This is a genomic window from Pseudomonas sp. TUM25319 (assembly GCF_056388475.1).
Genome location: NZ_CM150751.1, coordinates 2,695,408 through 2,718,332 on the forward strand (window position 1 = coordinate 2,695,408; position 22,925 = coordinate 2,718,332).

The 22,925-nt window shown below is 63.4% G+C and carries 22 protein-coding genes and 1 tRNA gene; 11 read left to right on the plus strand and 12 right to left on the minus strand.

The window, feature by feature from the left end:
• Positions 1-55 precede the first annotated feature (55 nt).
• From hpaE to AC05QJ_RS12820, 3 genes are read right to left on the minus strand one after another with little or no spacing between them, the layout of a single operon-like run.
• Complete coding sequence (gene hpaE / locus AC05QJ_RS12810; RefSeq protein ID WP_476747925.1) at positions 56-1,516, minus strand: 5-carboxymethyl-2-hydroxymuconate semialdehyde dehydrogenase; 1,461 nt, start codon at positions 1,514-1,516, stop codon at positions 56-58.
• Positions 1,517-1,521: 5 nt separating this feature from the next.
• Complete coding sequence (locus AC05QJ_RS12815; protein ID WP_476747210.1) at positions 1,522-2,304, minus strand: fumarylacetoacetate hydrolase family protein; 783 nt, start codon at positions 2,302-2,304, stop codon at positions 1,522-1,524.
• On the minus strand, positions 2,304-2,975 hold the full coding sequence (locus AC05QJ_RS12820; RefSeq protein WP_476747211.1) for a fumarylacetoacetate hydrolase family protein: 672 nt from the start codon (positions 2,973-2,975) through the stop codon (positions 2,304-2,306). Before AC05QJ_RS12820 ends, AC05QJ_RS12815 begins: the two co-directional genes overlap by 1 nt.
• 163 nt (positions 2,976-3,138) lie before the next feature.
• Between AC05QJ_RS12820 and hpaA the strand changes: the two genes are divergently transcribed.
• Positions 3,139-4,041: a 4-hydroxyphenylacetate catabolism regulatory protein HpaA gene (gene hpaA / locus AC05QJ_RS12825; protein WP_476747212.1), complete on the plus strand. Its 903-nt coding sequence runs from the start codon at positions 3,139-3,141 to the stop codon at positions 4,039-4,041.
• A gap of 244 nt (positions 4,042-4,285) precedes the next feature.
• Positions 4,286-5,236, plus strand: a complete 951-nt coding sequence (locus AC05QJ_RS12830; protein WP_476742461.1) for an IS110 family transposase — start codon at positions 4,286-4,288, stop codon at positions 5,234-5,236.
• Positions 5,237-5,424: 188 nt separating this feature from the next.
• Here the strand turns inward: AC05QJ_RS12830 and AC05QJ_RS12835 are convergent, their stop codons facing one another.
• Positions 5,425-6,618, minus strand: coding sequence for an LLM class flavin-dependent oxidoreductase (locus AC05QJ_RS12835; RefSeq protein ID WP_476747213.1), 1,194 nt, complete (start codon positions 6,616-6,618; stop codon positions 5,425-5,427).
• Positions 6,619-6,628: 10 nt separating this feature from the next.
• Positions 6,629-7,792 (minus strand): lipase family protein, encoded by a 1,164-nt coding sequence (locus AC05QJ_RS12840; protein ID WP_476747926.1) that lies wholly within the window; start codon positions 7,790-7,792, stop codon positions 6,629-6,631.
• Positions 7,793-7,932: 140 nt separating this feature from the next.
• On the opposite strand from AC05QJ_RS12840, the gene AC05QJ_RS12845 reads away from it, so the two are divergent.
• The gene (locus AC05QJ_RS12845; protein WP_476747214.1) at positions 7,933-8,181 is read left to right on the plus strand and encodes a hypothetical protein; all 249 of its coding nucleotides are present in this window, start codon (positions 7,933-7,935) and stop codon (positions 8,179-8,181) included.
• 31 nt (positions 8,182-8,212) lie between these two features.
• A complete protein-coding gene (locus tag AC05QJ_RS12850; RefSeq protein WP_476747216.1) occupies positions 8,213-9,283 on the plus strand; it encodes a sigma-54 interaction domain-containing protein in 1,071 nt (356 codons plus the stop codon).
• Here the strand turns inward: AC05QJ_RS12850 and AC05QJ_RS12855 are convergent, their stop codons facing one another.
• Positions 9,284-10,894, minus strand: coding sequence for an inorganic phosphate transporter (locus AC05QJ_RS12855; RefSeq protein WP_476747217.1), 1,611 nt, complete (start codon positions 10,892-10,894; stop codon positions 9,284-9,286).
• A gap of 204 nt (positions 10,895-11,098) precedes the next feature.
• On the opposite strand from AC05QJ_RS12855, the gene AC05QJ_RS12860 reads away from it, so the two are divergent.
• From AC05QJ_RS12860 to AC05QJ_RS12890, 7 genes are all read left to right on the plus strand, one after another.
• Positions 11,099-11,515 (plus strand): GNAT family N-acetyltransferase, encoded by a 417-nt coding sequence (locus AC05QJ_RS12860; protein ID WP_476747927.1) that lies wholly within the window; start codon positions 11,099-11,101, stop codon positions 11,513-11,515.
• Positions 11,516-11,649: 134 nt separating this feature from the next.
• Positions 11,650-12,003, plus strand: a complete 354-nt coding sequence (locus AC05QJ_RS12865) for a helix-turn-helix domain-containing protein (protein WP_476747218.1) — start codon at positions 11,650-11,652, stop codon at positions 12,001-12,003.
• A 134-nt stretch (positions 12,004-12,137) separates the two neighbouring features.
• The gene (gacA, locus tag AC05QJ_RS12870) at positions 12,138-12,785 is read left to right on the plus strand and encodes a response regulator transcription factor GacA (protein WP_476747219.1); all 648 of its coding nucleotides are present in this window, start codon (positions 12,138-12,140) and stop codon (positions 12,783-12,785) included.
• Positions 12,782-14,605 (plus strand): excinuclease ABC subunit UvrC, encoded by a 1,824-nt coding sequence (uvrC, locus tag AC05QJ_RS12875; protein ID WP_476747220.1) that lies wholly within the window; start codon positions 12,782-12,784, stop codon positions 14,603-14,605. The genes gacA and uvrC overlap by 4 nt, the downstream gene beginning before the upstream one ends.
• A 33-nt stretch (positions 14,606-14,638) precedes the next feature.
• Positions 14,639-15,199 (plus strand): CDP-diacylglycerol--glycerol-3-phosphate 3-phosphatidyltransferase, encoded by a 561-nt coding sequence (gene pgsA, locus AC05QJ_RS12880; RefSeq protein WP_476747221.1) that lies wholly within the window; start codon positions 14,639-14,641, stop codon positions 15,197-15,199.
• A gap of 66 nt (positions 15,200-15,265) precedes the next feature.
• Positions 15,266-15,341 (plus strand) — tRNA-Gly (locus AC05QJ_RS12885).
• 514 nt (positions 15,342-15,855) lie between these two features.
• Positions 15,856-16,293, plus strand: coding sequence for a hemagglutinin repeat-containing protein (locus AC05QJ_RS12890; protein WP_476747222.1), 438 nt, complete (start codon positions 15,856-15,858; stop codon positions 16,291-16,293).
• Positions 16,294-16,326: 33 nt separating this feature from the next.
• Here the strand turns inward: AC05QJ_RS12890 and AC05QJ_RS12895 are convergent, their stop codons facing one another.
• The 6 genes from AC05QJ_RS12895 to AC05QJ_RS12920 form a co-directional block, all read right to left on the minus strand.
• Positions 16,327-17,082, minus strand: coding sequence for an SDR family NAD(P)-dependent oxidoreductase (locus AC05QJ_RS12895; protein ID WP_476747223.1), 756 nt, complete (start codon positions 17,080-17,082; stop codon positions 16,327-16,329).
• Positions 17,083-17,249: 167 nt separating this feature from the next.
• The gene (locus tag AC05QJ_RS12900; protein ID WP_476747224.1) at positions 17,250-17,954 is read right to left on the minus strand and encodes a GntR family transcriptional regulator; all 705 of its coding nucleotides are present in this window, start codon (positions 17,952-17,954) and stop codon (positions 17,250-17,252) included.
• 174 nt (positions 17,955-18,128) lie between these two features.
• On the minus strand, positions 18,129-19,157 hold the full coding sequence (locus tag AC05QJ_RS12905) for a proline racemase family protein (RefSeq protein WP_476747225.1): 1,029 nt from the start codon (positions 19,155-19,157) through the stop codon (positions 18,129-18,131).
• Between the two features lie 10 nt (positions 19,158-19,167).
• Positions 19,168-20,649, minus strand: coding sequence for an aldehyde dehydrogenase family protein (locus AC05QJ_RS12910; RefSeq protein ID WP_476747226.1), 1,482 nt, complete (start codon positions 20,647-20,649; stop codon positions 19,168-19,170).
• Entirely contained in the window at positions 20,646-21,926 is a 1,281-nt protein-coding gene (locus AC05QJ_RS12915) for an NAD(P)/FAD-dependent oxidoreductase (protein WP_476747227.1), read from the minus strand. The genes AC05QJ_RS12910 and AC05QJ_RS12915 overlap by 4 nt, the downstream gene beginning before the upstream one ends.
• 108 nt (positions 21,927-22,034) lie before the next feature.
• Positions 22,035-22,910 (minus strand): dihydrodipicolinate synthase family protein, encoded by an 876-nt coding sequence (locus AC05QJ_RS12920; protein WP_476747228.1) that lies wholly within the window; start codon positions 22,908-22,910, stop codon positions 22,035-22,037.
• Positions 22,911-22,925 lie beyond the last annotated feature (15 nt).

The window sequence follows — 22,925 nt, forward strand, 5'->3', positions numbered from 1 at the left end:
CATCGCTGGCAACGCCAGCTCCCACAGGGGATTTCGGTGATCGCCGGATCAGCGATCAAACACCCCAGCGCGGGATGTGGTGGCTACCCATCGAGATGCACACGTTCTTGATTTCGGCGAACACTTCGAAGCTGTACTGACCGCCTTCACGACCGGTACCCGAGCCCTTCACGCCGCCGAATGGCTGGCGCAGGTCGCGTACGTTCTGGCTGTTGATGAACACCATGCCGGCCTCGATGCCACGGGCCAGGCGGTGGGCCTTGCCGATGTCCTGGGTCCAGATGTACGAGGCCAGGCCGTACTCGGTGTCGTTGGCCAGCTGCAGCGCTTCGGCTTCGTCCTTGAACGGGATGAGGCAGACCACCGGGCCGAAGATTTCTTCCTGGGCGATACGCATCTTGTTGTTCACGTCGGCGAACACGGTCGGCTGGATGAACTGACCCTTGGACAGGTGCGCCGGCAGGTTGGCCGGGCGCTCCAGGCCACCGGCGAGCAGGGTGGCGCCTTCCTCGATACCGATGCGGATGTAGCCGGTCACTTTGTCGTAGTGGGCCTGGGTGATCATCGAGCCGACCTGGGTCTTCGGATCGGTCGGATCACCGACGATCAGGCGTTTGGCGCGGGCGGCGAACTCGGCGACGAACTGCGGGTACACGCTTTCCTGGATGAAGATCCGGCTGCCGGCGGTGCAGCGTTCGCCGTTCAGCGAGAAGATGGTGAACAGCGCGGCGTCCAGTGCACGTTCCAGATCCGCGTCTTCGAAGATCAGCACCGGCGACTTGCCGCCCAGTTCCATGGAGTACTTCTTCAGGCCGGCGGTCTGCATGATCTTCTTGCCGGTGGCGGTGCCGCCGGTGAAGGAGATGGCGCGCACGTCCGGGTGACGGACCAGTGCATCACCGGCGGTGGCGCCGTAGCCCTGGATCACGTTGAGTACGCCGTTGGGGATGCCGGCTTCGACGGCCAGGCGGCCCAGCTCGTTGGCGGTCAACGGCGACAGTTCGCTCATCTTCAGTACCGCGGTGTTGCCCAGGGCCAGGCACGGTGCGGTCTTCCAGGTGGCGGTCATGAACGGCACGTTCCACGGCGATACCAGGCCACACACACCCACCGGCTGGTACAGGGTGTAGTTGAGCATCTGGTCGTCGACCGGGTAGGTGTGGCCGTCCATGCGGGTGCAGACTTCGGCGAAGAAGTCGAAGTTGTGCGAGGCACGCGGGATCAGCACGTTCTTGGTCTGGTGGATCGGCAGACCGGTGTCCAGGGTTTCCAGCTCGGCCAGCTTCGGTACGTTCTGGTCGATCAGCTCGCCCAGCTTGCGCATCAGGCGGGCACGTTCCTTGGCCGGGGTGTTGGCCCATTTCGGGAAGGCTTCCTTCGCCGCGGCAACCGCCTGGGCGACTTCTTCGGCACCGCCGCTGGCGACTTCACCAATGGCTTCGCCGGTGGCCGGGTTGTAGTTGACGAAGGTGTCTTTGCTTTCGACCTCACGGCCGTTGATCCAGTGCTTGATCATGCTGCTCATGCCTCTGCGTTGTCTTTGTTGTACTGGGCGAAGAACTCGGCTTCGCTGACGATGCGGTTGACCAGACGGCCCACGCCTTCCACTTCCACCACCACTTCATCGCCCGGGACCACGTCGGCCAGGCCTTCCGGCGTGCCGGTGGCGATCATGTCGCCCGGTTGCAGGGTCATGAAGCTGGACAGGTATTCGATCAGGTAGGGGATGTCGAAGATCATGTCCGCGGTGGTGCCTTCCTGTTTCAGCTCACCGTTGATCCAGGTGCGCAGGGTCAGCTTCGACGGATCCGGCACATCGGCCACGTCGACGATCCACGGACCGACCGGGGTGGTGCAGTCGCGGTTCTTCACCCGCAGGTTGGGGCGGTAGTAGTTCTCGAGGTAGTCGCGGATGGCGTAGTCGTTGCACACGGTGTAGCCGGCGAGGTACTCCAGGGCGTCCTCGCGCTTGACGTTGCGCGCCGGCTTGCCGATCACGGCCACCAGTTCGCACTCGTAGTGCATGTACTTGACGTTGTCCGGGCGCCAGGTGATCTGGTTGTGGCCGGTGTAGGTGCCCGGCGACTTGACGAAGGCCAGTGGCTCGGTCGGCGGCTTGAAGGCCAGCTCGGCGGCGTGGTCGGCGTAGTTCAGGCCCAGGGCGAACATGCTGCCGGTGGCGGGCGGCAGCCACTCCACCAGCGACTCGCCGATCAGGCGGCCGTCGGCCAGGCGCACGGCGTTTTCGGCTTCGACGGTGACCGCGTGGACCTCGCCTTCGAAACGGATACGAGCGTGTTTCATCAGTGGGTCTCCTGCTCGGCGACGATGGGGTTGGCCAGACGGCCCAGCCCGGTGATTTCGATCTCGACCTGGTCGCCCGGCTGAACGTCGGCGCGGCCTTCAGGCGTGCCGGTGATCAGCACATCGCCCTCATGCAGGGTCATGAACTCGGTGATTTCCGCGATCAGTTGCGGGATGCCGCGCACCAGGTTGGCGGTGCTGTTCTGCTGGCGTACTTCGCCGTTGATGAACAGGCGGATGTCCAGCGAATGCGGGTCGGCGATCTGCGCCACCGGCACCAGCTCTGGGCCGATCACGCAGAAGCCGTCACGGCACTTGGCCTTGACGGCCGGGCGGTAGTAGCTCTCTTCCGGCAGGCTGAATTCGTTGACGATGGTGAAGCCGGCAACGTGTTCCAGCGCGTTCTCGGCGCTGACGCGGCTGGCGCGCTTTCCGATCACTACACCCAGGGCCGGGCCGGCCTGCAGTTTCTCGACACCCTTGGGATACACCACCGGTTGGCCGTGGCCATTGCGGGTGTTGGGGGTCTTGATGAACAGCACCGGCTTGACCGGTGGTTTCTGGTAGGGCGCCTGTTCGAATTCGGCGAGACGCTGTTCCAGCAGACCCTTGTAGTTCAGCGCAACGCCAAACAGGGTGCCGGTGGCAGCGTCATGCAGGGCACGGCTCATGCTCTTCTCCTGGCAAATGCGGGGTGGCACGGGGTGCGCCCCGGGGGTAATTGTTAATGTGTTAACTTTATAATTAAGATGTTAACGAAATGCAAGCTGCCGATTGCTCGCCACGGCGTTAAGCTGGCGTAAAGAACAACGCGCGGCACGGGAATACAGGGTCATGAGCGATCGCACGCCGATCCCCAACATCAACATCGGGCAGGTCTACGACCAGCGCTACAGCGATTCGGAAGTGCACTACGACAAGCTCGGCAACCTGGCGGGCTTCTTCGGGCGCAACATGCCGGTGCACCGGCACGACCGGTTTTTCCAGGTGCACTACGTCAAGTCGGGCACGGTGCGGGTCTACCTGGACGACCAGCAGTACGTCGAGTCCGGGCCGATGTTCTTCCTTACGCCGCCGACCATCCCGCATTCCTTCGTCACCGAAGCGGACGCCGACGGCCATGTGCTGACCGTGCGTCAACAACTGGTCTGGCAATTGCTGGAAGCCGACCCTGGGCTTGCGCCCGGGCCGCAGGTGGCGCCGGCGTGCGTGGCGTTGAGTGGGCTGGAGGGCAATTTCGCGGCCGAAGCCCAGCGCCTGGAAGTGCTGTTCGGCCTGCTCGGCAGTGAGGTGGAAAGCGACGAAGCCGGACGCGGCGCGGCACTGCACAGCCTGACCCGGCTGATCATGATCAGCCTGCTGCGCCTGTGCGCCCGCTCATTGCCCGCCCGTTCGACCCGGCACGAAGACCTGCTGATCTTCCACCGTTTCAATGAATTGATCGAAGCGCATTACCTGGAGCACTGGCCGTTGTCGCGTTACGCCGAGGGGATCGGCGTGACCGAGGCGCGGCTCAACGACATCTGCCGGCGTATCGCCGACCTGCCGTCCAAGCGCCTGGTACTGGAGCGCCTGATGCAGGAGGCCAAGCGGTTGCTGCTGTTCACCGGCAGTTCGGCGAACGAGATCTGCTACAGCCTGGGCTTCAAGGATCCGGCGTATTTCAGCCGGTTTTTCCTGAGGTATGCGCAGGTGACGCCGGGCGAGTACCGGTTGCGGCAGGGGGGATTACGCTGACATTCAGGCCCTCATCGCTGGCAAGCCAGCTTGTGTCTTCAAGGCCTCTTAAACTCAGAAGGGTGAGAGCGGTGGATGGCAGACTGAATGCCAGCGGTGCTTAAAGCACGAGTGGGAGCCAAGTCGCCATCCACCTCTCACTCTGACCAGAAGCCCGAACAGTTGGATGAGCGGCAAAACTCGAAATCACAAGCTAGGGATAGGTCAGAGCGCTCTCACTTCTTGAGTGTAAGAGGGCTTGGCGATGATTTCCTACTTTGTTGGTCTCGATGTTTCGAAAGCGACTGTGGATGTGGGGTTTCTTCCTGCGAATTACCCGCAGTTCCAGATCAGTAACGACTCTGATGGCTTCGCTCAGCTGATTGCATGCCTGAACGGGCTTGAAGTCGAGCGAGTACTGCTTGAGGCCACCGGTGGTTATGAGAGGGCTTTGCTCAAGGCCCTGCAGCTAAGCGGTCTTAATGTGGTTCGCGTCAATCCCAAGCGCGCTCGTGACTATGCCAGATCCATGAACAAGCTTGCCAAGACCGACAAAATCGACGCTCGGATGCTGGCGAAGTTTGCCCGAGATATCGAGGACTTGCCGCCGGTTGAGCCTAACCAGGCTCGGGATGAGCTGGGGGAGTTGATCAAGCTGCGAGGCAATCTGGTCAAGGATCGAGACAGCAACAAGCGCCGGATACAACAAACCACTCAGGCCATAGCTATATCCACCTACACCGATCTCATCGCTTATCTGAACCAGAAAATCAAAGCACTGGATGAGGCGATTGAGAAGGCCTCGAACGCCCTGAATCAGGAGAAAGCCAGTCAGTTGAGATCGGTGAAAGGGATTGGAGTCATTGCGTGCGGCACGCTCATGGCATCGCTGCCTGAGCTCGGAGCCGTGACAGGGCGCAAGATCGCGGCCCTGGTAGGGTTAGCCCCTTACAACAACGACAGCGGCAAGAAGAGCGGCCCCAGATCGATCGAAGGCGGGCGCTATGCAGTGCGCCGTGTGCTCTATATGTCGACCTGGTCAATGGTTCGCCACGATCCGGAAGTCAAAGCCGAATATGAGGCTCTGCGAGCGCGAGGCAAACTTGCCAAGGTCGTTATTGTGGCCTGCATGCGCAAGATCCTGGTACGTCTTAACGCGATGCTGCGAGACGGCACGAAGTGGAAAGAACCGAAATCTCAGATACCCGCAACCTGACAGCAAGCGAGGGCTGATTTACTGAAAAGCGGGCTTCGCCAGCGAAACCGCAATGCGGTATCGCTGGCGAAGCCATGCCTGAAGGGGGCGTTTGAAAAAAATCCTTAAAGACAGTTGCTCCCACAAGGGCCTGAACCAGTGGGAGCTGGCTTGCCAGCGATGAGGCCCGAAAGAGCAAAGGGTATCTGTCAGCCCGCCACTTTAAGCCCTGGCAAAGCCGTCCGCTTCAAAGCCTCCCGCTCCCCACGGAAGTGCGGAAGAATGTGCTCGCCCAACCGATACGCCTCTTCCAGATGCGGATATCCTGCCAGGAAGAACACATCGATCCCCAGTTCGTTGTACTCGCGAACCCGCGCCACCACGTTCTCGTAGCTGCCCACCAAGGCCAGCCCCGGCGGGATGCCGATGTAGCCGAAGCCCGCCCACACGTTCGGGTAGATGAAGAAATCGTCGAACTGGCGGCTTTCCTCGCGGTTGCCGTATTCCTCTTCGTAGCTCAGCTTGCGCGCCGTGCGCAGGCCGGCATGGGCGGCGGCGGCCTTGATGGTGTTCTTGGCCACGCCTTCGTCGAAGAAGCGCTTGGCTTCGGCCAGGGCCAGTTCCTCGGTCTCGCGGGTGATGACATCGATCGACAGGCCGAAGCGGATGTCGCTGGCGCTGCGTCCGTATTTCAGAGTCCGCTCACGGATATCGGCGATCAGCTCGCGGATCTTGTCCGGATGCTCGGCGCGCATCAGGTAGAAGTCCGCATGCTTGGCGGCGAATTCCCGGGCCGGAATCGACGAACCCGCCGTGCAGATCAGCGGCAGCTCGGCTTTCTTCTGTGGCCCGCGCAGGCCGCCGCCTCCGGCCTTGTAGAAGCGCCCGTCGTAGTGGAAGTTTTCCGAATGCCAGTAACCTTTGACCACGTCCATGAACTCGGTGGCGCGCTCGTAGCGGTCGTCGTGCTCGAAGAAGTCGCCGACCTGGCGCTGCACCGCGTCCGAGCCGCCGTTGATGATGTTCCAGATCAGCCGGTTGCCGGTGGCGCGCTGGTAGGTCGCGGCCTGCTGCACCGCTACCCACGGGGTGTAGTGATACGGCTGGAAGGCGGCCACGTAGTTCAGCGTGCGGGTTTCCCGGGCCAGCAGCGAGCACACCGTCCACGGCTCCTCGCCATAGGGGGCGTTGACCATCAGCACACCGCCAAAGCCGTTGATCTCGGCCGCACGGGCGATCTGCCCGAGGTAGTCGATGTAGGTGAAGTGGTCGCCGACGCTAAAGCCCGAGACGGCGCCGGTGCTGTCGCCGCCGGCATGCCAGTCGCCGCGGTTGCGCGGGTCGCCGGGCAGGAACTGGGTTTCGCCGTGCAGCGGCAGGCGGGTGAAAAATTCGATGCTCATGGCGATGTCCTTATTGCACGGAGGGGTTGCAGACCGGGGTGACAGGCTGGTCGCTGAACACTTTGCGGGCGAACGGCAGCGAGTCCTTGAGCGAGGCGTTCACCGTTTCGCTGTGGCCCAGGCCCTTGTACAGGTGGCCTTCGACCACTGAGCCTGCCTTGCAGGCGTCCTGCATCAGCGCCACCTGGGTGGAGGCGGCGGGCGTCTTGTCCTCGGCGCCGGTGCCGATGAAGATCGGTTGCGCCAGTTTCAGCGTCGGGTAGCTGACCTGTGCCTGCCAGGCTTTGAGCTTGGCGCCATCGTTGTCCTTGCGGGTGTTGGCCGGGGTCAGGCCGGTGCCGACCACATCGGCGACCAGCGACGACAGGCAACTGGTGCGCGCCTGTTCGAACAGCGGCAGCGCCTTGTCGGTGTAGAAGTCCCGCGGGTCGATGCTCGGGTCGTACTGCTGCGCTGCCAGCAGGGTGTAGAAGCCGTAGGCGAGGGCGGCATCGACCTTGTTCGGGTCCTGCTCGCCGACGTTCTTGCTGCCCACGGTGTAGATCACCCCGGTGCCGACGCTGCCCTTCAGGCCCAGGTCCGGCGCGTAGGTCGGCGCATAGGCGGCAGACGCGAAAGCGCCGGCACCACCCTGGGACTGGCCGAGCACCAGTACCTTGTTCGCCAGCCCCGGGACGCCGCCGATCACCGCCCGCGCGGCGTCGAGGATGCCGTAGGCGGCCATGCGGTTGTTGAGCAGCGGATGGCCGCCGGGCACGCCGAGGCCCTGATAGTCGGTGGCGACGATGGCGTAGCCCTCGGCCAGCCAGCGCGCCAGGTACTGCACGTCACGGTAGGAGCGGCCGGACCAGGACGGCGCGCAGATATCCGCCACGCCCACGGTGCCGTGGCCCCAGGTGACCACCGGCCAGCCGCCTTCCGGCGCCTTGCCTTGCGGGATGAACAACGCGCCGGAGACCACGATCGGCGACTTGCCGTCGATGCCGTCGGTGGAGCTGTAGAGAATCCGCAGTTGTTTCGCCGAGCCGGGCAGGGCGAGCGTCTGGTCCAGCGGCTCGCTGCGCAGCAGCTTGCCCGGTTTGGCGGGAATGGCTTTTTCCCAGGTGTAGAACGCCGAGACGCGGCCATCGCCTTGCTGCGGGTCGGGTTTCGGTGCGTAGGCTTCGGCAGCCAGGGCGCTAACGCCGAGACGCGGCCATCGCCTTGCTGCGGGTCGGGTTTCGGTGCGTAGGCTTCGGCAGCCAGGGCGCTGAGGGAAAGGGTCAGCAGGCTCAGCCCGAAGGCCAGTTTGTGCGGCAGTTTCATGAAGGGTCCTTGAACGAAACGACAGTCACCGACCCTAGAGCGAAAGCCATGCCAAATGTCTGGGAATTGAGCGCAGGCCGCGAATCACGAGGCTTTCAGGAAAACGACCGGCAATCGCACGGCGCCTTGCGTGCTGAGCGTCGAGCAGCGGCTGTTGCTGGGTTGCTGCTGGAGCAGCAGATTTTTCGCTTAGTTGTTTATGGAATATTCAAATGCAAATTAATAATTATTTGTTCTAATTTGTTTCGTGCACTATGAGGGCGCGCCACACCTGCCAGGAATGCCCTCTATGTCGCTGATAACTCATCCCAATGCCCGCGAGTTGACCAAGTCCGTTCGCGCCACCGTGCTGGTGTTCAAGGACCCGCGGTCCCAGGAACTGCTCAGCCGCATCGAGCGCCTGGCGCCCAGCGAAGCCAACACGCTGATCATCGGCGAGACCGGCACCGGCAAGGAGTTGGTGGCACGTCATATCCATCAATTGAGCCGGCGCGGTCGCGAACCGTTCGTGGCCGTCAACTGCGGCGCCTTCGCCGAGACCCTGGTGGAAAGCGAACTGTTCGGCCACGAGAAGGGGGCGTTCACGGGTGCCACCAACGCCAAGGCTGGCTGGTTCGAGGCGGCCAACGGCGGCACCCTGTTCCTCGATGAGATCGGCGACCTCCCGCTGAATATGCAGGTCAAACTGCTGCGGGTGTTGCAGGAGCGCGAAGTGGTACGGCTGGGGTCGCGCACGCCGATCCCGATCAACGTGCGCCTGGTGGCCGCAACCAACGTCAACCTGGCCGATGCCGTGGTGGCGGGGAATTTCCGCGAAGACCTGTTCTACCGCCTGCACGTGGCAACCATCCGCCTGCCGCCACTGCGCGAGCGCCCCGGCGATATCCTGCCGCTGGCCGAATTCTTCCTTGAAGAGCACTGCCAGCGCCTGGGCTACAGCCGCGCCAGCCTGAGCCTCGAAGCCGAACGCAAGATGCTGTCGCACAGTTGGCCGGGCAATATCCGCGAACTGGAAAACGCCATTCACCATGCCTTGCTAGTGTGCCGCCAGCAGGTGGTTCAGCCAGGCGACCTGCACCTGGTGGACATGCGCCCGATGGGCGGACGCATCGAGGAAAACGTGGCGCCGCTGCGCCTGCCGGCCGCGCCGCCGGACCTGGAGGCGGCGCTCACCGCGCTGTTCGAGCAGAACATCCCCGACCTCTACGAGCACATCGAGGAAACCGTGTTCCGCACCGCCTACCGCTTCTGCCACGGCAACCAGTTGCAGACCGGCCGCCTGCTCAATATCAGTCGCAACATTGTCCGTGCGCGGCTGGAGAAAATCGGCGAACTGCGCCGCAGCGACACCGCCGTCTGATCAGATCAACTGGCTCAGCAGCCAGTACAGGCAGCCCGCCAGCAGGATCGACACCGGCAGGGTCAGCACCCAGGCCATCGCCAGATTGAGAATGGTCCGCCCCTGCAGGCCCGAGCCATTGGCGACCATGGTGCCGGCCACCCCCGACGACAACACATGGGTGGTCGACACCGGCAGGCCGAAGTGGTCCGCCGCGCCGATGGTGCACATCGCCACCAGCTCCGCCGAGGCGCCCTGGGCGTAGGTCAGGTGGGTCTTGCCGATCTTCTCGCCCACGGTGACCACAATGCGCTTCCAGCCGACCATGGTGCCCAGCCCGAGGGCGATGGCCACCGACACCTTGACCCACAGCGGAATGAAGCGCGTGGCGTCGTCTACCTGTTGCTTGAACACCTGCACGGTCTGGCGCGTCTGCGCGTCGAGGTTCAGCAGCTTGTGCTTGTCCATCAGGCGAATGGCTTCGCTGGTCAGGTACATGTCGTTGCGCACGTTGCTCATGGCCTCGGCGGGAATACCGGCGAGGGAACCGTAGCTGTCCACCTGGCGACCGATGGTGCCGGCCAGTTCGGCCAGCGCCGGGATCAGTTCAGGGCTGGGTTCGGGCGCGCGGATAAAGGCGGTGAGGGTCTGGCGCGGATCGGCGGGGGCGGGCTGGGTCGCATGGCCGATCAGCGCCGCGCGCGTGGCTTCGGCCATCGTCACGAACTGCTGCGACTGCTCCGCCGGCATGGTCCGGTTCAGCGCATAGGCCATCGGCAGGGTACCCACCAGGATCAGCATGATCAGGCCCATGCCTTTCTGACCGTCGTTGGAGCCGTGGGCGAACGACACCCCGGTGCAGGTCACGATCAGCAGCCCGCGAATCCACCAGGGCGGCGGTGTATTACCCACGGGGGCCTGGTACAGCGCCTTGTGCTTGACCAGCTTGCGCAGGCCCAGCAGCAACAGGGCGGCGCAGGCGAAGCCGATCATCGGCGAAAACAGCAGGGCATAGCCAACCTTGCCGGCCTGGGACCAGTCCACGCCGCTGGTGCCGTCGCGGCCGTGCATCAGCGCGTTGGCAACCCCCACGCCGATGATCGAGCCGATCAGGGTGTGGGACGACGACGCCGGCAGCCCCAGCCACCAGGTGCCGAGGTTCCAGATGATCGCCGCCAGCAGCAGGGCGAAGACCATGGCGAAGCCGGCAGAAGAGCCGACCTGCAGAATCAGCTCCACCGGCAGCAGGGCAATGATGCCGAAGGCCACGGCGCCGCTGGAGAACAGCACGCCGAGGAAATTCCAGCAGCCCGACCACACCACCGCGAAGCGCGCCGGCAGGGAGTGGGTGTAGATCACCGTGGCCACGGCGTTGGCGGTATCGTGGAAACCGTTGACGAACTCGAAGCCCAGGGCAATCAGCAGCGCCACGCCGAGCAACAGGAATGGCGTCCAGGTGGTGATGACCGTACCGCTGGCGTCGATGTCGCGGAACAGGCTCCAGGCGGTGTAGAGCAGGGCGCCGATCAACAGGCTGAAGAACAGGACGGTGGGGCCGCGGCCCGAGCGGGTCGAGAGGGGATTTGCTGCGGGCGCCTGTTCCGAGGGAAGGGCGCTGGTCTGGGTCGTCATGAGAGGGTCCGGGGTGGAATTTCAGGCGCATGCCTGGCACAAGGCCAGCTTACAATCGCCCGCCTGGGCCAACCTGACCGGGGTCAACGAAACCTCATTGCCAGCGGCTAGGCTCATTCAACAACAACGGAGAAAGACCATCATGCTTGGCCATTCGAGGCTGGCGCGTGCCGGCGAGAGCACCGAACAGTGAACCTGCACCTCATGGCAGCCACCGTCACCGATCTGCCCTTCGCCCGCGACCTGACGCGCCGCGGCATGCTGCGTTATTACTGTCAGTTCGACCTGCTGTGGCAGGACGAAGCCTTCGATGCCGCCTGGGAATGGCGTGAGCAATGGCTGGTCATGGCCGGGGAAGAGCGTGTCGGATTCTGTAGCCTGAGTCAGGACAGTCGCGCGTTGTATATCCGCGAATTGCATATAACCGAGGCGGCCCGCGGACGTGGCATTGGCACCTGGGTGTTGCGGGAACTTGACACCTGGGCGCGGCAGCGTCGCCTGCCACTGCTGCGTTTGACGGTTTTCAAGAGCAACCCGGCGCGTGATCTGTACCAGCGCGAAGGCTTCGTCGAGCAAGGGGTGGACGAATGTTTCGTGCGCATGCAACGAACGTCGCATTGACCCCCTGCGAAAGGCGTAGCGTGGCTTGTGCTGGAATTCGCATCCCGTGCATAGTTCGGGATTGTTGACGGCGCAGCGGATGTGCCGGGTTTCCTACCCTTTTATGGGTGTACTGCAAAGGAATTTGTATTCAGATGAAGGGTATAGGACTGCGCCTCAGGGCAGAGCGGGAACGTCTCGGCCTCACTCAGCGGGCTTTCGGCGATATCGGTGGGGTCGAGCCCAATGCTCAGGGCAAATATGAAAGCGGCGAGCGTACGCCGCGGGCCGATTACCTGGCGGCGGTGGCCGCCTGTGGTGTCGATGCCCTGTTTGTCCTGAGCGGAGTGCCCACGCCTGCGGCGCTGGACGACCTGCGTCCCGGCGAGAACCAGTTGCTGGACTGCTATCGCCGCCTACAGCCTGCGGATCAGCAGGCGGTAAGGCATCTTCTCGAAAGTCTGGCAGGTTCTGTCTCCAGGTCTGTAGGCAAAGCACTACCAGCCTGATAGGACATTGGGCGCTCAAGAAGTCGAAATTATGAAATTTGACGTCATCTTTGTGACGCATTCTGTTAGGTCCACCACGCATTTTTTTGATAAGGTGGCGGGATCCAATTCAGACCGTAAGGCGAGGTGTCTGCTTGATTAGGGTTCTGGTGGTCGATGATCACGATCTGGTACGTACCGGTATCACCCGCATGCTGGCCGACATCGACGGTCTGCAGGTCGTGGGCGAGGCCGATTCCGGCGAAGCGGCACTGAAGGTCACGCGTGAGCTGAAACCCGACGTGGTGCTGATGGACGTGAAAATGCCGGGCATCGGCGGCCTCGAAGCGACCCGCAAGCTGTTGCGCAGTCATCCCGACATCAAGGTCGTGGCCGTGACCGTCTGCGAGGAAGACCCGTTTCCTACCCGGCTGCTGCAGGCCGGCGCTGCCGGTTACCTGACCAAAGGCGCGGGCCTGGATGAAATGGTCCAGGCCATCCGTCTGGTCTTCGCCGGCCAGCGCTACATCAGTCCGCAGATCGCCCAGCAACTGGCCCTCAAGTCGTTCGAACCGAAGAACGCCTCGCCGTTCGACAGCCTGTCGGAAAGGGAGATCCAGATCGCCCTGATGATCGTCGGTTGCCAGAAGGTCCAGAGCATTTCCGACAAGCTGTGCTTGTCGCCGAAAACCGTGAACACGTACCGTTACCGCATCTTCGAAAAACTTTCGGTCACCAGCGATGTGGAACTCACCTTGCTGGCCGTCCGCCACGGCATGATTGACGCCAACCTCCGAACATGACCCCCGCGTTTGATCCAAGTGCTTTTCTGGCGACCTGCAGCGGCCGTCCGGGTGTCTACCGGATGTTCGATGCGGGCGGTCGCCTGCTGTATGTAGGCAAGGCCAAGAACCTCAAGAAGCGTCTTGCCAGCTACTTCCGCAAGACCGGCCTGGCCCCCAAGACCGCCGCCCTGGTTGGCCATATCGCCCAGGTGGAAACCACCATCGTCGCCAGCGAGACCGAGGCGCTGCTGCTCGAGCAGACCCTGATCAAGGAATGGCGCCCGCCGTACAACATTCTTCTGCGCGACGACAAATCCTACCCCTACGTATTTCTTTCCGACGGCCAGTTCCCGCGCTTGGGTATCCACCGTGGGGCAAAGAAACAGAAGGGCAAGTATTTCGGGCCGTACCCCAGCGCCGGCGCGATCCGTGAAAGCCTGAGCCTGCTGCAGAAGACCTTTCATGTGCGCCAGTGCGAGGACAGCTACTACGCCAACCGCAACCGGCCGTGCCTGCAATACCAGATCAAGCGCTGCAAGGCACCTTGCGTCGGCTTCGTCGAGCCGGAGGAGTATGCCGAGGATGTGCGCCACTCGGTGATGTTCCTCGAGGGTCGCAGCCACCAGTTGACCAACGAACTCAACGCCGACATGGAAAAGGCGGCGATGAACCTGGAGTTCGAGAAGGCTGCCGAGCTGCGCGACCAGATCGCTTTGCTGCGTCGGGTCCAGGACCAGCAGAGCATGGAAGGCGGCAGCGGCGACGTCGATGTGGTGGCGGCGTTCGTCAATCCGGGGGGCGCCTGCGTGCACCTGATCAGCGTGCGCGGCGGGCGTGTACTGGGCAGCAAGAATTTCTTTCCCCAGGTGGGTATCGAGGAGGAGGTGGCCGAGGTCATGTCCGCGTTCCTTGCCCAGTACTACCTGGGCAATGCCGAGCGCGAGTTGCCGGCGGAACTGATCGTCAACGTGGTGCACGAGGACTTCGATGCGCTGCGCAATGCGCTGGAAACCCTGCGGGGTCGCGAGCTGAGCATCAGCCACCGGGTTCGCGGCACCCGCGCCCGCTGGCAGCAGCTGGCGGTCACCAATGCCGAGCAGGCGTTGATGGCCCGGCTCGCCAACCGTCAGCACATGGCGGCGCGCTTCGAGGCGCTGGCCGAGGTACTGGGCCTGCCGGAAGTCCCGCAGCGCCTGGAGTGCTACGACATCAGCCATTCCAGCGGCGAGGCCACGGTTGCCTCCTGCGTGGTGTTCGGCCCGGAAGGGCCGCTGAAGTCGGATTACCGCCGCTTCAATATCGAAGGCGTCACCGCCGGCGACGACTACGCCGCCATGCAACAGGCGCTGACCCGGCGCTATGGCCGGATCAAGGACGGCGAAGGCAAGTTGCCCGACGTGCTGCTGGTGGACGGCGGCAAGGGCCAGTTGAACATGGCCCGCGAGGTCATGCAGGCCCTGGCCGTGCCCGACCTGACCCTGCTGGGCGTGGCCAAGGGTGTGACCCGCAAGGCGGGTTTCGAGACCTTGTACCTCAATGATGTTCACCACGAATTCACCCTGCGCGGCGATTCCCCCGCGTTGCACCTGATCCAGCAGATCCGCGACGAAGCTCACCGCTTCGCCATCACCGGCCACCGTGCCCGCCGCGGCAAGGCGCGGCGCACCTCCAGCCTGGAAGACGTGGCCGGAGTAGGGCCAAAGCGCCGCCGCGACCTGCTCAAGCACTTCGGCGGACTACAGGAATTGTCCCGCGCCAGCGCGGAAGAAATCGCCAAGGCGCCCGGAATCAGTAAAAAGCTCGCCGAGTCGATTTATGACAGCCTGCATAGCGAGTAGAATCCCCCGTTCACCTCGCAGCCAGTTGTCCCGATGAATATCCCGAACCTGCTCACCGTTCTTCGTGTACTGCTCATCCCGATCTTCATTCTGTTGTTCTACGTGCCGTATCACTGGAGCTACATGGCCGCCAGCAGCGTGTTCGCCATTGCTGCGGCCACCGACTGGCTCGATGGCTACCTGGCTCGGCGCCTGCAACAGAGCACGCCGTTCGGCGCCTTCCTCGACCCGGTGGCCGACAAGCTCATGGTTGCCGTGGCGCTGGTGCTGCTGGTGCAGGTCCATGCCAACCTGTGGCTGACCTTGCCGGCGGCGGTGATCATCGGTCGCGAGATCGTGGTCTCGGCATTGCGCGAGTGGATGGCCGAGCTCGGCGCGCGGGCTCACGTGGCGGTATCGAACCTGGGCAAATGGAAGACGGCGGCACAGATGCTGGCGCTGGTCATTCTGCTGGCCAACCCCGCGACCCTCAGCACCTGGGTGGTACTGGGCTACGCCTTGCTGATGATCGCCGCCGGGCTGACCTTGTGGTCGATGGTGCAGTACCTGCGCGCCGCCTGGCCGCACCTGCGCGAAGGTTCGGAAAAAAAATAAAGTTTTTTTGAATCAAGGGGTTGACGAAATGTTTCAACTCTATAGAATGGCCACCATCAAGACGACGCGGGAATAGCTCAGTTGGTAGAGCACGACCTTGCCAAGGTCGGGGTCGCGAGTTCGAGTCTCGTTTCCCGCTCCAAACATGGCGCTACAGGGTTCTGAAAAGAACGCTGTAGACAACGAAAAAAGGCCCTTAGGGGCCTTTTTTTGTTTCGGGCGAAAAACGCTGAAAGCCACTGATACCCACCCATTTTCTGTACACGATTGAGTACACGGATTTGATGCTGAATCCAGGGGGGGGGCACGGGATTGACGCTGGAGCTGCTTGAGCGATGTGACAAGCATCTGGTTCCTGGCACTGCTCCGGAGCGTGTTATGGCGCGTTCTGGCATGGCCTTCGGCACGCCCGGGTCACATCCGACGCTTACTCCTCTCTGACGCCGATGGGCTGTTTCTTTACGTCTCTTCAGGCAAAGAAGGGAACAAGAATGCGCAGGGACGAACAGATACCCCTCCAGGCACTTACGCCCCTTTTTCCGTCCCCTCGGCGATCTGCCTCCCTCGCTGCTCCGCAATCCCGTCCAGCAGCGACCGCACCAGCGCCCGCGAAATCTTCAGCGACTGGCATGAGCGCCAGGCCAGGTCGCCTACCGATGCTCAAGGCCGGCGCCGACCTCGCTATCAGTGTCGGCCAGGACCTTGCGCTGGGGGGCAGCCGGGTCACGGCAGGAGACGAAGCCTGTCTGGTCGCGGGCGGAAACCTGGCGTTGCTGGCGGCCGAAAACAGTGATTACTCGCTGTACGACATGAAGAAAAAGGGCAGCACGGGTGAAACCGTGCGCCAGAGCGAAATCGTGGCCCAGGGCGAATTGGTCATCAATGCGGTGGGCAACATCCATGCGGATGTCTGCAGATCAACCAGCAGACCGTGCATGAGTCCATCGACGCCGCTACCTCCGCAGGCTGGGCCAACCTTGTTCAGCGGGAGGGCGCGTTTCGAACAGCACGTGGGGCCATGGACCTTCCACTACGAGGCGGTGCCAGGGCGCTCGTGGTATGCAGGGGCGGGGCTGGAATACCGGTTCTGGTAATGAATACCCCGGCGCCAGGCGCCGGGGATCGGATCAGGCGACCGCCTGGGCTCCAGTGATCTCGACCAGCGAGCCGCACATGAAGGCCGCTTCTTCCGAGGCCAGGAACGCCACCAGTGCGGCCACTTCCTCGGGTTTGCCGATGCGCCCGAACGGCACCATCTTGTCCAGGTCGGCAATGGTGCGGCCCGAGCGCGTGACCCCGGCTTCCAGCATCGGCGTGTGGATCTCGCCCGGGCAGACCCCGTTCACCCGCACCTTGTGCGGTGCGTAGTCCCGCGCCAGGTTCTGGGTGAAAGAGGCCACCGCGGCCTTGGTGACGTTGTAGGCGATATGCCCAGGCGCCGGGTAAAGGCCCCATTGCGATGCCGTATTGACGATGGCGCCGCCACCGGCCTCGATCATGATCGGCAGCACGGCGCGGCACAGGTGGAACATCGAGTCCAGATTCACGGTGAAGCTGGTGTGCCAGTCATCTTCGCTTAACGCGAGCAAGTTGCCGCGGCGGTTGATACCGGCGTTGTTGACCAGGATATCGAGGGTGCCCAACTGCTCGACGGTCTGCTGCACCAGTGCACGGCAAGCGTCGCCCTGAGCGATATCCGCCGCGATTGCTACGGCCTTGCCCCCTTCGCGGCAAATTGATTCAGCGACGCCTTGAGCCGCCTCCAGATTGACGTCGCTCACCACCACCGTTGCGCCTTCGCGCGCCAGCCTTGCTGCGATTGCCGAGCCGATACCGCCTGCTGCGCCGGTTACGATCGCGACCTTGTTCTCGAATCTTTCCATCGGTGACTCCTGGGGGGTTTTTGTTGTGTGCAAGGTTGCATGCAACGCTATCCCGAGGGCATCGGGCTGTCAAGATGGCCAATGAACGCAGTAACGACACGGCCCCTGTGGGAGCTGGCAAGCCAGCTCCCACAGGGGCCGTGTAAAGGTCGGAAAGGTGGTTCGGTTCAGGCGATCGACATGCGTGCCGTGAGGTTCTGCTGCATGTAGTCGAGGAAGCGCCGCTGGAACAGCATGGTGTGCTCGTGAGCCGCAGCTTCCGCGGCATCGGCGTCACGGGAGGCGATGGCTTCGATTATCTCGTCGTGGTCGCGGCCCAGGCGATGGGCGCTGGCAGAGCTGACGACATGGTCGAAGTGCAGGTGCAGCAGGCGCTGGCCTTCACCGAGCAGGCGTTCGTAATAGTTGATGAAATAGGGGTTGCGTCCGGCATGGGCGATGGCCATGTGGAAGGCCTTGTTCAACTCGGACATGGCCTGGAAATCGCCGCTGGTCACAGCGTTCAGATAGTCCGAGTCGGCTTTGCGAATGGCTTCGAGGTCTTCTGCCCGGTGCTGGATGGCAGCAAGGCGGGTGACCGCACGCTGGATCAGGTCCAGGGCGGAGATATAGTTGGGAAACTCCTCGATCTCGAACGGCGTCACCAGAGTGGTGCGGTTCGGCAGGATGACCACCAGGCCTTCGGTGATCAGGCGGGCCAGGGCATCACGTACAGGCGACCGGGACAATCCGAACTGCGCGGCCAGTGAGACCTCGTCCAGCTGTACCCCCGGCTTGAGCTTGAGGGTGAGGATCTGCTTGCGCAGCTCTTCATAGATGTAGCGTCCGCTATGGCGACGAGGGCCGCTTTCAGTATCGTTATCTTTTGCCATCATCAGGTCCCGGTTGGTCTGGCCGGCATCATACAGGCCCGCCTTCTTTTATGTGCGACCCGGAGCATGGGAGGAAGACGCTTCCTGCGTCAATCGCTGGCCATCCGGGGCTTATGTTTCCGGTGTGTTACGAAAATAACGGCCGTGGCTGAAAGTAGGCACGGCCGTTGAGCACTACTGGCTGAGGCCCACGCCCCAGGTGTCGCTGAGCATGAAGCCTGCCGCCAGCGGATCATCCGGGTCCACCCCCAGCTGTTGCAGGCCGTAGAGCCACGCGCGCCCGGTTACCCGCGGTAGCACCGCAGGTTTTCCGGCCACCTCGGTGTGGCCAAGGAGGGTCACCTGGAACTGGCCGCCGATGGTCGAGCGCGACACCAGTTGATCGCCCGCTAGCACCAGGCCGCGGGCGGCCAGTGTGGCCAGGTTCGCCGAACTGCCGGTGCCGCAGGGCGACCGGTCGACCCGGCCGGGCGGCAGGGTCGTGCAGGTCTGGTAGGTGCGATCATCGAGCCGGTTGCGGAACATCACGTAGGCGACTTCGTTGACCGACGGCAGCAACGGGTGCTGGATGCTCAACTGACGGTTGATTACGTCTTTCAGCGCGACACCCGCGTCAGCCAAAGCCCGGGCGTTTTCCGGGGCAATGCTCAAACCGGTCTGCTCGACATCGATCAGCGCGTAGTACACGCCACCGAATGCCACGTCGACCTTGATAGCGCCGAACGCCTCGGTCTCGATCACCAGATCCAGGTGCTCGACGAATGCCGGGACCATGTCCAGCGACACGCTGACGCAACGGCCGTCGGCACAGACAGCGCGGGCGGTGACCAGTCCGGCCGGGGTATCCAGTACCACCGTGGTCTCGGGCTCCTGCATCGGCACCATGCCCAGTTCGAGCAGGGCCGTCACGACACAGATGCAGTTGCTGCCCGACATCGGGTGCGCCTTGTCCGCCTGCAGCACGATAAAGCCGGCGTGTGCCTCGGGCCGGGTGGGCGGTAGCAGCAGGTTCACCGACATCTGCAGGCAGCCGCGCGGCTCCAGGGTCACCAGGCGGCGCAGGCTGTCATCGACCTCGTTGATGTGGTTCATCTTGTCCAGCATGGTGGCGCCCGGGATACCCAGGACGCCGCCGGTGATGACCTTGCCGATCTCGCCTTCGCAGTGCACTTCAGCGAGCTGAAGAGTCTGTTTCCAACGCATGGGTGTTACCTCACTTGATGTACCAGCCCCAAGGCTGATCGCTGTTATAGCGGGTGATCTGCTTGGTTTCGAGGTAGTTGTTCAGGCCCCACTCACCCAGCTCGCGGCCGATGCCGCTCTGCTTGTAGCCGCCCCACGGCGCTTCGGTGAAGGTCGGCTGCGAGCAGTTGATCCAGACGATGCCGGCGCGGAACTTGCGGGCGACCCGCTCGCAACGCTCCAAGTCCTTGGACATCACTGCGGCGCCGAGCCCGAAGCGCGAGTTGTTGGCGGATTTTACCGCTTCTTCCTCGGTGTCGAACGGACGGATGCACACCACCGGGCCGAAGATCTCTTCGTTCCAGATCCAGCTGTCTTCCGGGACGTCGGCGAACACCGTCGGTTGCAGGTAGAAGCCCTTGTCCAGGTGAGCCGGACGCTCGCCGCCGCAGACCAGCCGGGCGCCGGATTCCAGGCCGCTGGCGATGGCCTTGAGGGTGCCGTCGTACTGGCTGCGGTTGACCAGCGGGCCGAGCAGCACGCCGTCTTCCATGCCGTTGCCGATCTTGATCTTGCGGGTTTCCTCGGCCAGGCGCTTGAGCAGCGGCTCGTAGGCGCTGCGCTCGACCAGGATGCGCGAGGTGGCGGAGCAGACTTCGCCCTTGTTCCAGAAGATGCCGAACATGATCCACTCGACGGCCTTCTCGATGTCGCTGTCGGCGAAGATCACGAATGGCGACTTGCCGCCCAGCTCCAGGGTCACGTTCTTGATGTCCTGGGCGGCTGCCTGCATGATCCGGCTGCCCACCGGCACGCTGCCGGTGAAGGCCAGTTTGTTGACACCCGGGTGTGCGGTGAGTGCGGCGCCGACTTTCGAGCCCGGACCGGTGACGATGTTCAGCACGCCTGGCGGCAGGCCGGCTTCGTCGGCGATGCGCGCCAGTTCCAGGGCGGTCAGCGAGGTCTGCTCGGCCGGCTTGAGGATGATGCTGCAGCCGGCGGCCAGGGCCGGGGCGATCTTCCAGGAAGCCATCAGCATCGGGAAGTTCCACGGCACGATGGCGCCGGCGACGCCGATCGGCTCCTTGCGTGCCAGCGAGCTGAAGCGTTCGTCGGCCAGGGCCACGTCCTTCTCGCGGAAGCGGTCCAGCTCCTCGGCCAGGTTGGCGTAGAAGTCGAAGCAGCCGGCGGTGTCGCCGATGTCCCACATCGCTTCGGGGAACGGCTTGCCGTTGTCACGCACTTCCAGTTCGGCCAGCTCCTCCTGGCGGGCACGGATGCCGTCGGCGATCTTGCGCAGGTATTCGCCGCGCTGGGCACCGCTCAGGCGCGGCCATGGGCCCTCGTCGAAGGCAGCACGTGCGGCTTTGACCGCAAGGTCGATGTCGGCAGCGCAGCCCGAGGCCACGCTGGCGATCAGGCTCTCGTCGCTGGGATCGAACGAGTCGAAGCTGCCACCGTTGATCGGGCTGACCCACTGGCCGTTGATGTAGAAATGGTCGTAGCGGTTCATGCGTTTCCTCCAAGGACGGCGAAGCGTCGGGCACTGAATGCGGAAAGATTCTGGGTGGGCGCGCGGCCGGCGGCGAGGTCGCTGACCAGGCGCCCGGTGGTGGCGCCAAGGGTGAGACCGAGCTGGCCATGACCGAAGGCCAGGATGGCGTTCTTCAGGCGTGGCGAGCGGTCGATCACCGGCTTGGTGTCGGGCAGGAACGGGCGATAGCCGACGCCGAATTCCATGCCTTGGGTGTTCAGTTGCGGCAGGACGCGGCGGGCCTTTTCCATGATGATTTCGGCACGCTTGAAATTGGGCTCGGCATTGGCGCCGGCGAACTCGATGGTCCCGCCGATCTGCAGACCGCGGGTCATCGGGGCGAAGCAGAAGCCGCCGTCGGCATAGATCACCGAGTGGCGAATCTCCACGCCGGGTTGTGGCAGTACGGCCTGGTAACCAGCGATGCCGGCAAGGGGAATATTGACCCCCAGGCTGTCGAAGAACGGACGGGCACCGGTTCCCGCAGCCACTACCAGCAAGTCGGCCGGCACGCGGACACCGTCTTCCAGGGTGACGCCGGTCGCTTTGTCGTGGTGTTCGTCGATCTTCGTTACACGTTGGCGTACACGAATGCCGCCTTGGGCCACGAAACTCTCGGTGAGGGCTGCGATGAACCCTTCGGTATCGTTGACGGCACGCCAGTCCGGGAACATCAGGCCGTGCTGGAACTTGCCGGCCAGTGCCGGCTCCAGATCGGAAATTTCCGCGCCATCGAGCTCCTGGGAACGGAAGCCCAGTTGCTTGCGCAGTTCCAGGTGCGGGCGTTCGTGCGCCAGGCCGGCCGGTGTGTCGAACACTTCGAGCACCGGACGTTCGCCAAGCAGGGTCTTGTCGGGGCAAGCGTCGAGCAGCGGGGCATAGTCTTCGTAGACATGCTGGGTCAGGCGGGCCATGTCCTGCGCGATCTCGTTGATCTTCGAGGGGCGGGCGCAGGCCAGGAAACGCATGAACCACGGCAGGATCCCCGGCAGTGCGCTCGGGCGCAAGGCGAGAGGGCCCTTCTGGTCCAGCAGCCAGCCGGGGATCTTCATCAGGATGCCGGGCTTGGACAGCGGGATGACTTCGCTCACCGCCATCTGGCCACAGCTCCATTTGGCCGTGCTGTCGCCGGGCGCGGCCGGATCGATGAGGGTGACCCGATGGCCGTCGCGCTGCAGGTACAGCGCACAGCACACGCCGACGATGCCGCCACCGATGACCACTGCGTGTTGCGATGACGTTTGCGGGTTGTTCATGGGTGCAATGCTCGGAAATAGGGAGACGGAATTCAGGATACACAGGTCCTGCAGGAGCGAGGTTTGTCGGAGTTCCGACAAGCCTCGCTCCTGCACAGGGATGCGCAGTTACGCCTGCGAAGCCTCGAACACCTTACGGAATTCGGCTTTCTCGTCGTCGGTCAGCGGCAGCAGCGGGGCGCGGGCCGGGCCGACCTTGAAGCCGGCCAGTTCGGCACCGTACTTGACCTTCTGCACGAACTTGCCGCTTTCCAGGTTGGCCATGGCCGGGAACAGGCTGCGCATCACTTCCTGCGCACCACGGATGTCGCCGCTGGTGAAGGCCTTGTGGAAGGCCACGACCTTCTCCGGGAAGATGTTGGCCGGGCCGCAGATCCAGCTGTCGGCGCCCCACAGGTAGAAGTCCAGGGCCTGGTCGTCGGAACCGCAGGACAGCTGGAGGCCCTTGTACTTCTCGCCGATCTCGATGGCGCGCAGCAGGTTGCCGCTGCTTTCCTTGATGCCGATCACGCGCGGGTGCTGGTGCAGCGCGGCGATCACGTCCAGGCCCACTTCGACGTTGGTACGCACCGGGTAGTTGTAGAGCACCACGTTGATCTCGGGGAAGGTGTCGAGAATGGTGTTGTAGTGGGCCAGCAGTTCTTCCTGGGACGGCAGCGCGTAGTACGGCGGTGCGATCAGCAGATTGGTGTAGCCGGCGTCTACGGTCTGTTTGATCTGCTCCAGTACTTCACGGGTGCAGGAACCGTTGGCGCCGGCAATCAGCAGGCCGCGGTCGCCGACCACTTCCTTGACGGTGGCCAGGACCTGACGACGCTCGTCGTTGGCCAGTGCGTAGTATTCGCCGGTCGAGCCCAGGGGTACGAAACCGCTGACGCCAGCGGCCAGTTGGTGCTCGATGACCGAGGCCAGGGTGTCGTGATCGACTTTGCCAGCGGCGTCGAACGGGGTGACCAGGGCAGGCAGGATACCTTTCAGTTTCATCGGTGATTCTCCGGG

Bases quoted from the DNA above. Each gene is read 5' to 3' on its own strand.
- AC05QJ_RS12915 (WP_476747227.1), bottom strand. From the start codon at position 21,926: ATGAACAACCCGCAAACGTCATCGCAACACGCAGTGGTCATCGGTGGC.
- uvrC (WP_476747220.1), top strand. From the start codon at position 12,782: ATGACCCCCGCGTTTGATCCAAGTGCTTTTCTGGCGACCTGCAGCGGC.
- AC05QJ_RS12920 (WP_476747228.1), bottom strand. From the start codon at position 22,910: ATGAAACTGAAAGGTATCCTGCCTGCCCTGGTCACCCCGTTCGACGCC.
- AC05QJ_RS12860 (WP_476747927.1), top strand. From the start codon at position 11,099: ATGGCAGCCACCGTCACCGATCTGCCCTTCGCCCGCGACCTGACGCGC.
- AC05QJ_RS12890 (WP_476747222.1), top strand. From the start codon at position 15,856: ATGCTCAAGGCCGGCGCCGACCTCGCTATCAGTGTCGGCCAGGACCTT.
- AC05QJ_RS12900 (WP_476747224.1), bottom strand. From the start codon at position 17,954: ATGGCAAAAGATAACGATACTGAAAGCGGCCCTCGTCGCCATAGCGGA.
- AC05QJ_RS12820 (WP_476747211.1), bottom strand. From the start codon at position 2,975: ATGAGCCGTGCCCTGCATGACGCTGCCACCGGCACCCTGTTTGGCGTT.
- AC05QJ_RS12895 (WP_476747223.1), bottom strand. From the start codon at position 17,082: ATGGAAAGATTCGAGAACAAGGTCGCGATCGTAACCGGCGCAGCAGGC.
- AC05QJ_RS12815 (WP_476747210.1), bottom strand. From the start codon at position 2,304: ATGAAACACGCTCGTATCCGTTTCGAAGGCGAGGTCCACGCGGTCACC.
- hpaE (WP_476747925.1), bottom strand. From the start codon at position 1,516: ATGATCAAGCACTGGATCAACGGCCGTGAGGTCGAAAGCAAAGACACC.
- AC05QJ_RS12855 (WP_476747217.1), bottom strand. From the start codon at position 10,894: ATGACGACCCAGACCAGCGCCCTTCCCTCGGAACAGGCGCCCGCAGCA.
- AC05QJ_RS12850 (WP_476747216.1), top strand. From the start codon at position 8,213: ATGTCGCTGATAACTCATCCCAATGCCCGCGAGTTGACCAAGTCCGTT.
- AC05QJ_RS12865 (WP_476747218.1), top strand. From the start codon at position 11,650: ATGAAGGGTATAGGACTGCGCCTCAGGGCAGAGCGGGAACGTCTCGGC.
- AC05QJ_RS12835 (WP_476747213.1), bottom strand. From the start codon at position 6,618: ATGAGCATCGAATTTTTCACCCGCCTGCCGCTGCACGGCGAAACCCAG.
- hpaA (WP_476747212.1), top strand. From the start codon at position 3,139: ATGAGCGATCGCACGCCGATCCCCAACATCAACATCGGGCAGGTCTAC.
- AC05QJ_RS12830 (WP_476742461.1), top strand. From the start codon at position 4,286: ATGATTTCCTACTTTGTTGGTCTCGATGTTTCGAAAGCGACTGTGGAT.
- pgsA (WP_476747221.1), top strand. From the start codon at position 14,639: ATGAATATCCCGAACCTGCTCACCGTTCTTCGTGTACTGCTCATCCCG.
- AC05QJ_RS12905 (WP_476747225.1), bottom strand. From the start codon at position 19,157: ATGCGTTGGAAACAGACTCTTCAGCTCGCTGAAGTGCACTGCGAAGGC.
- AC05QJ_RS12910 (WP_476747226.1), bottom strand. From the start codon at position 20,649: ATGAACCGCTACGACCATTTCTACATCAACGGCCAGTGGGTCAGCCCG.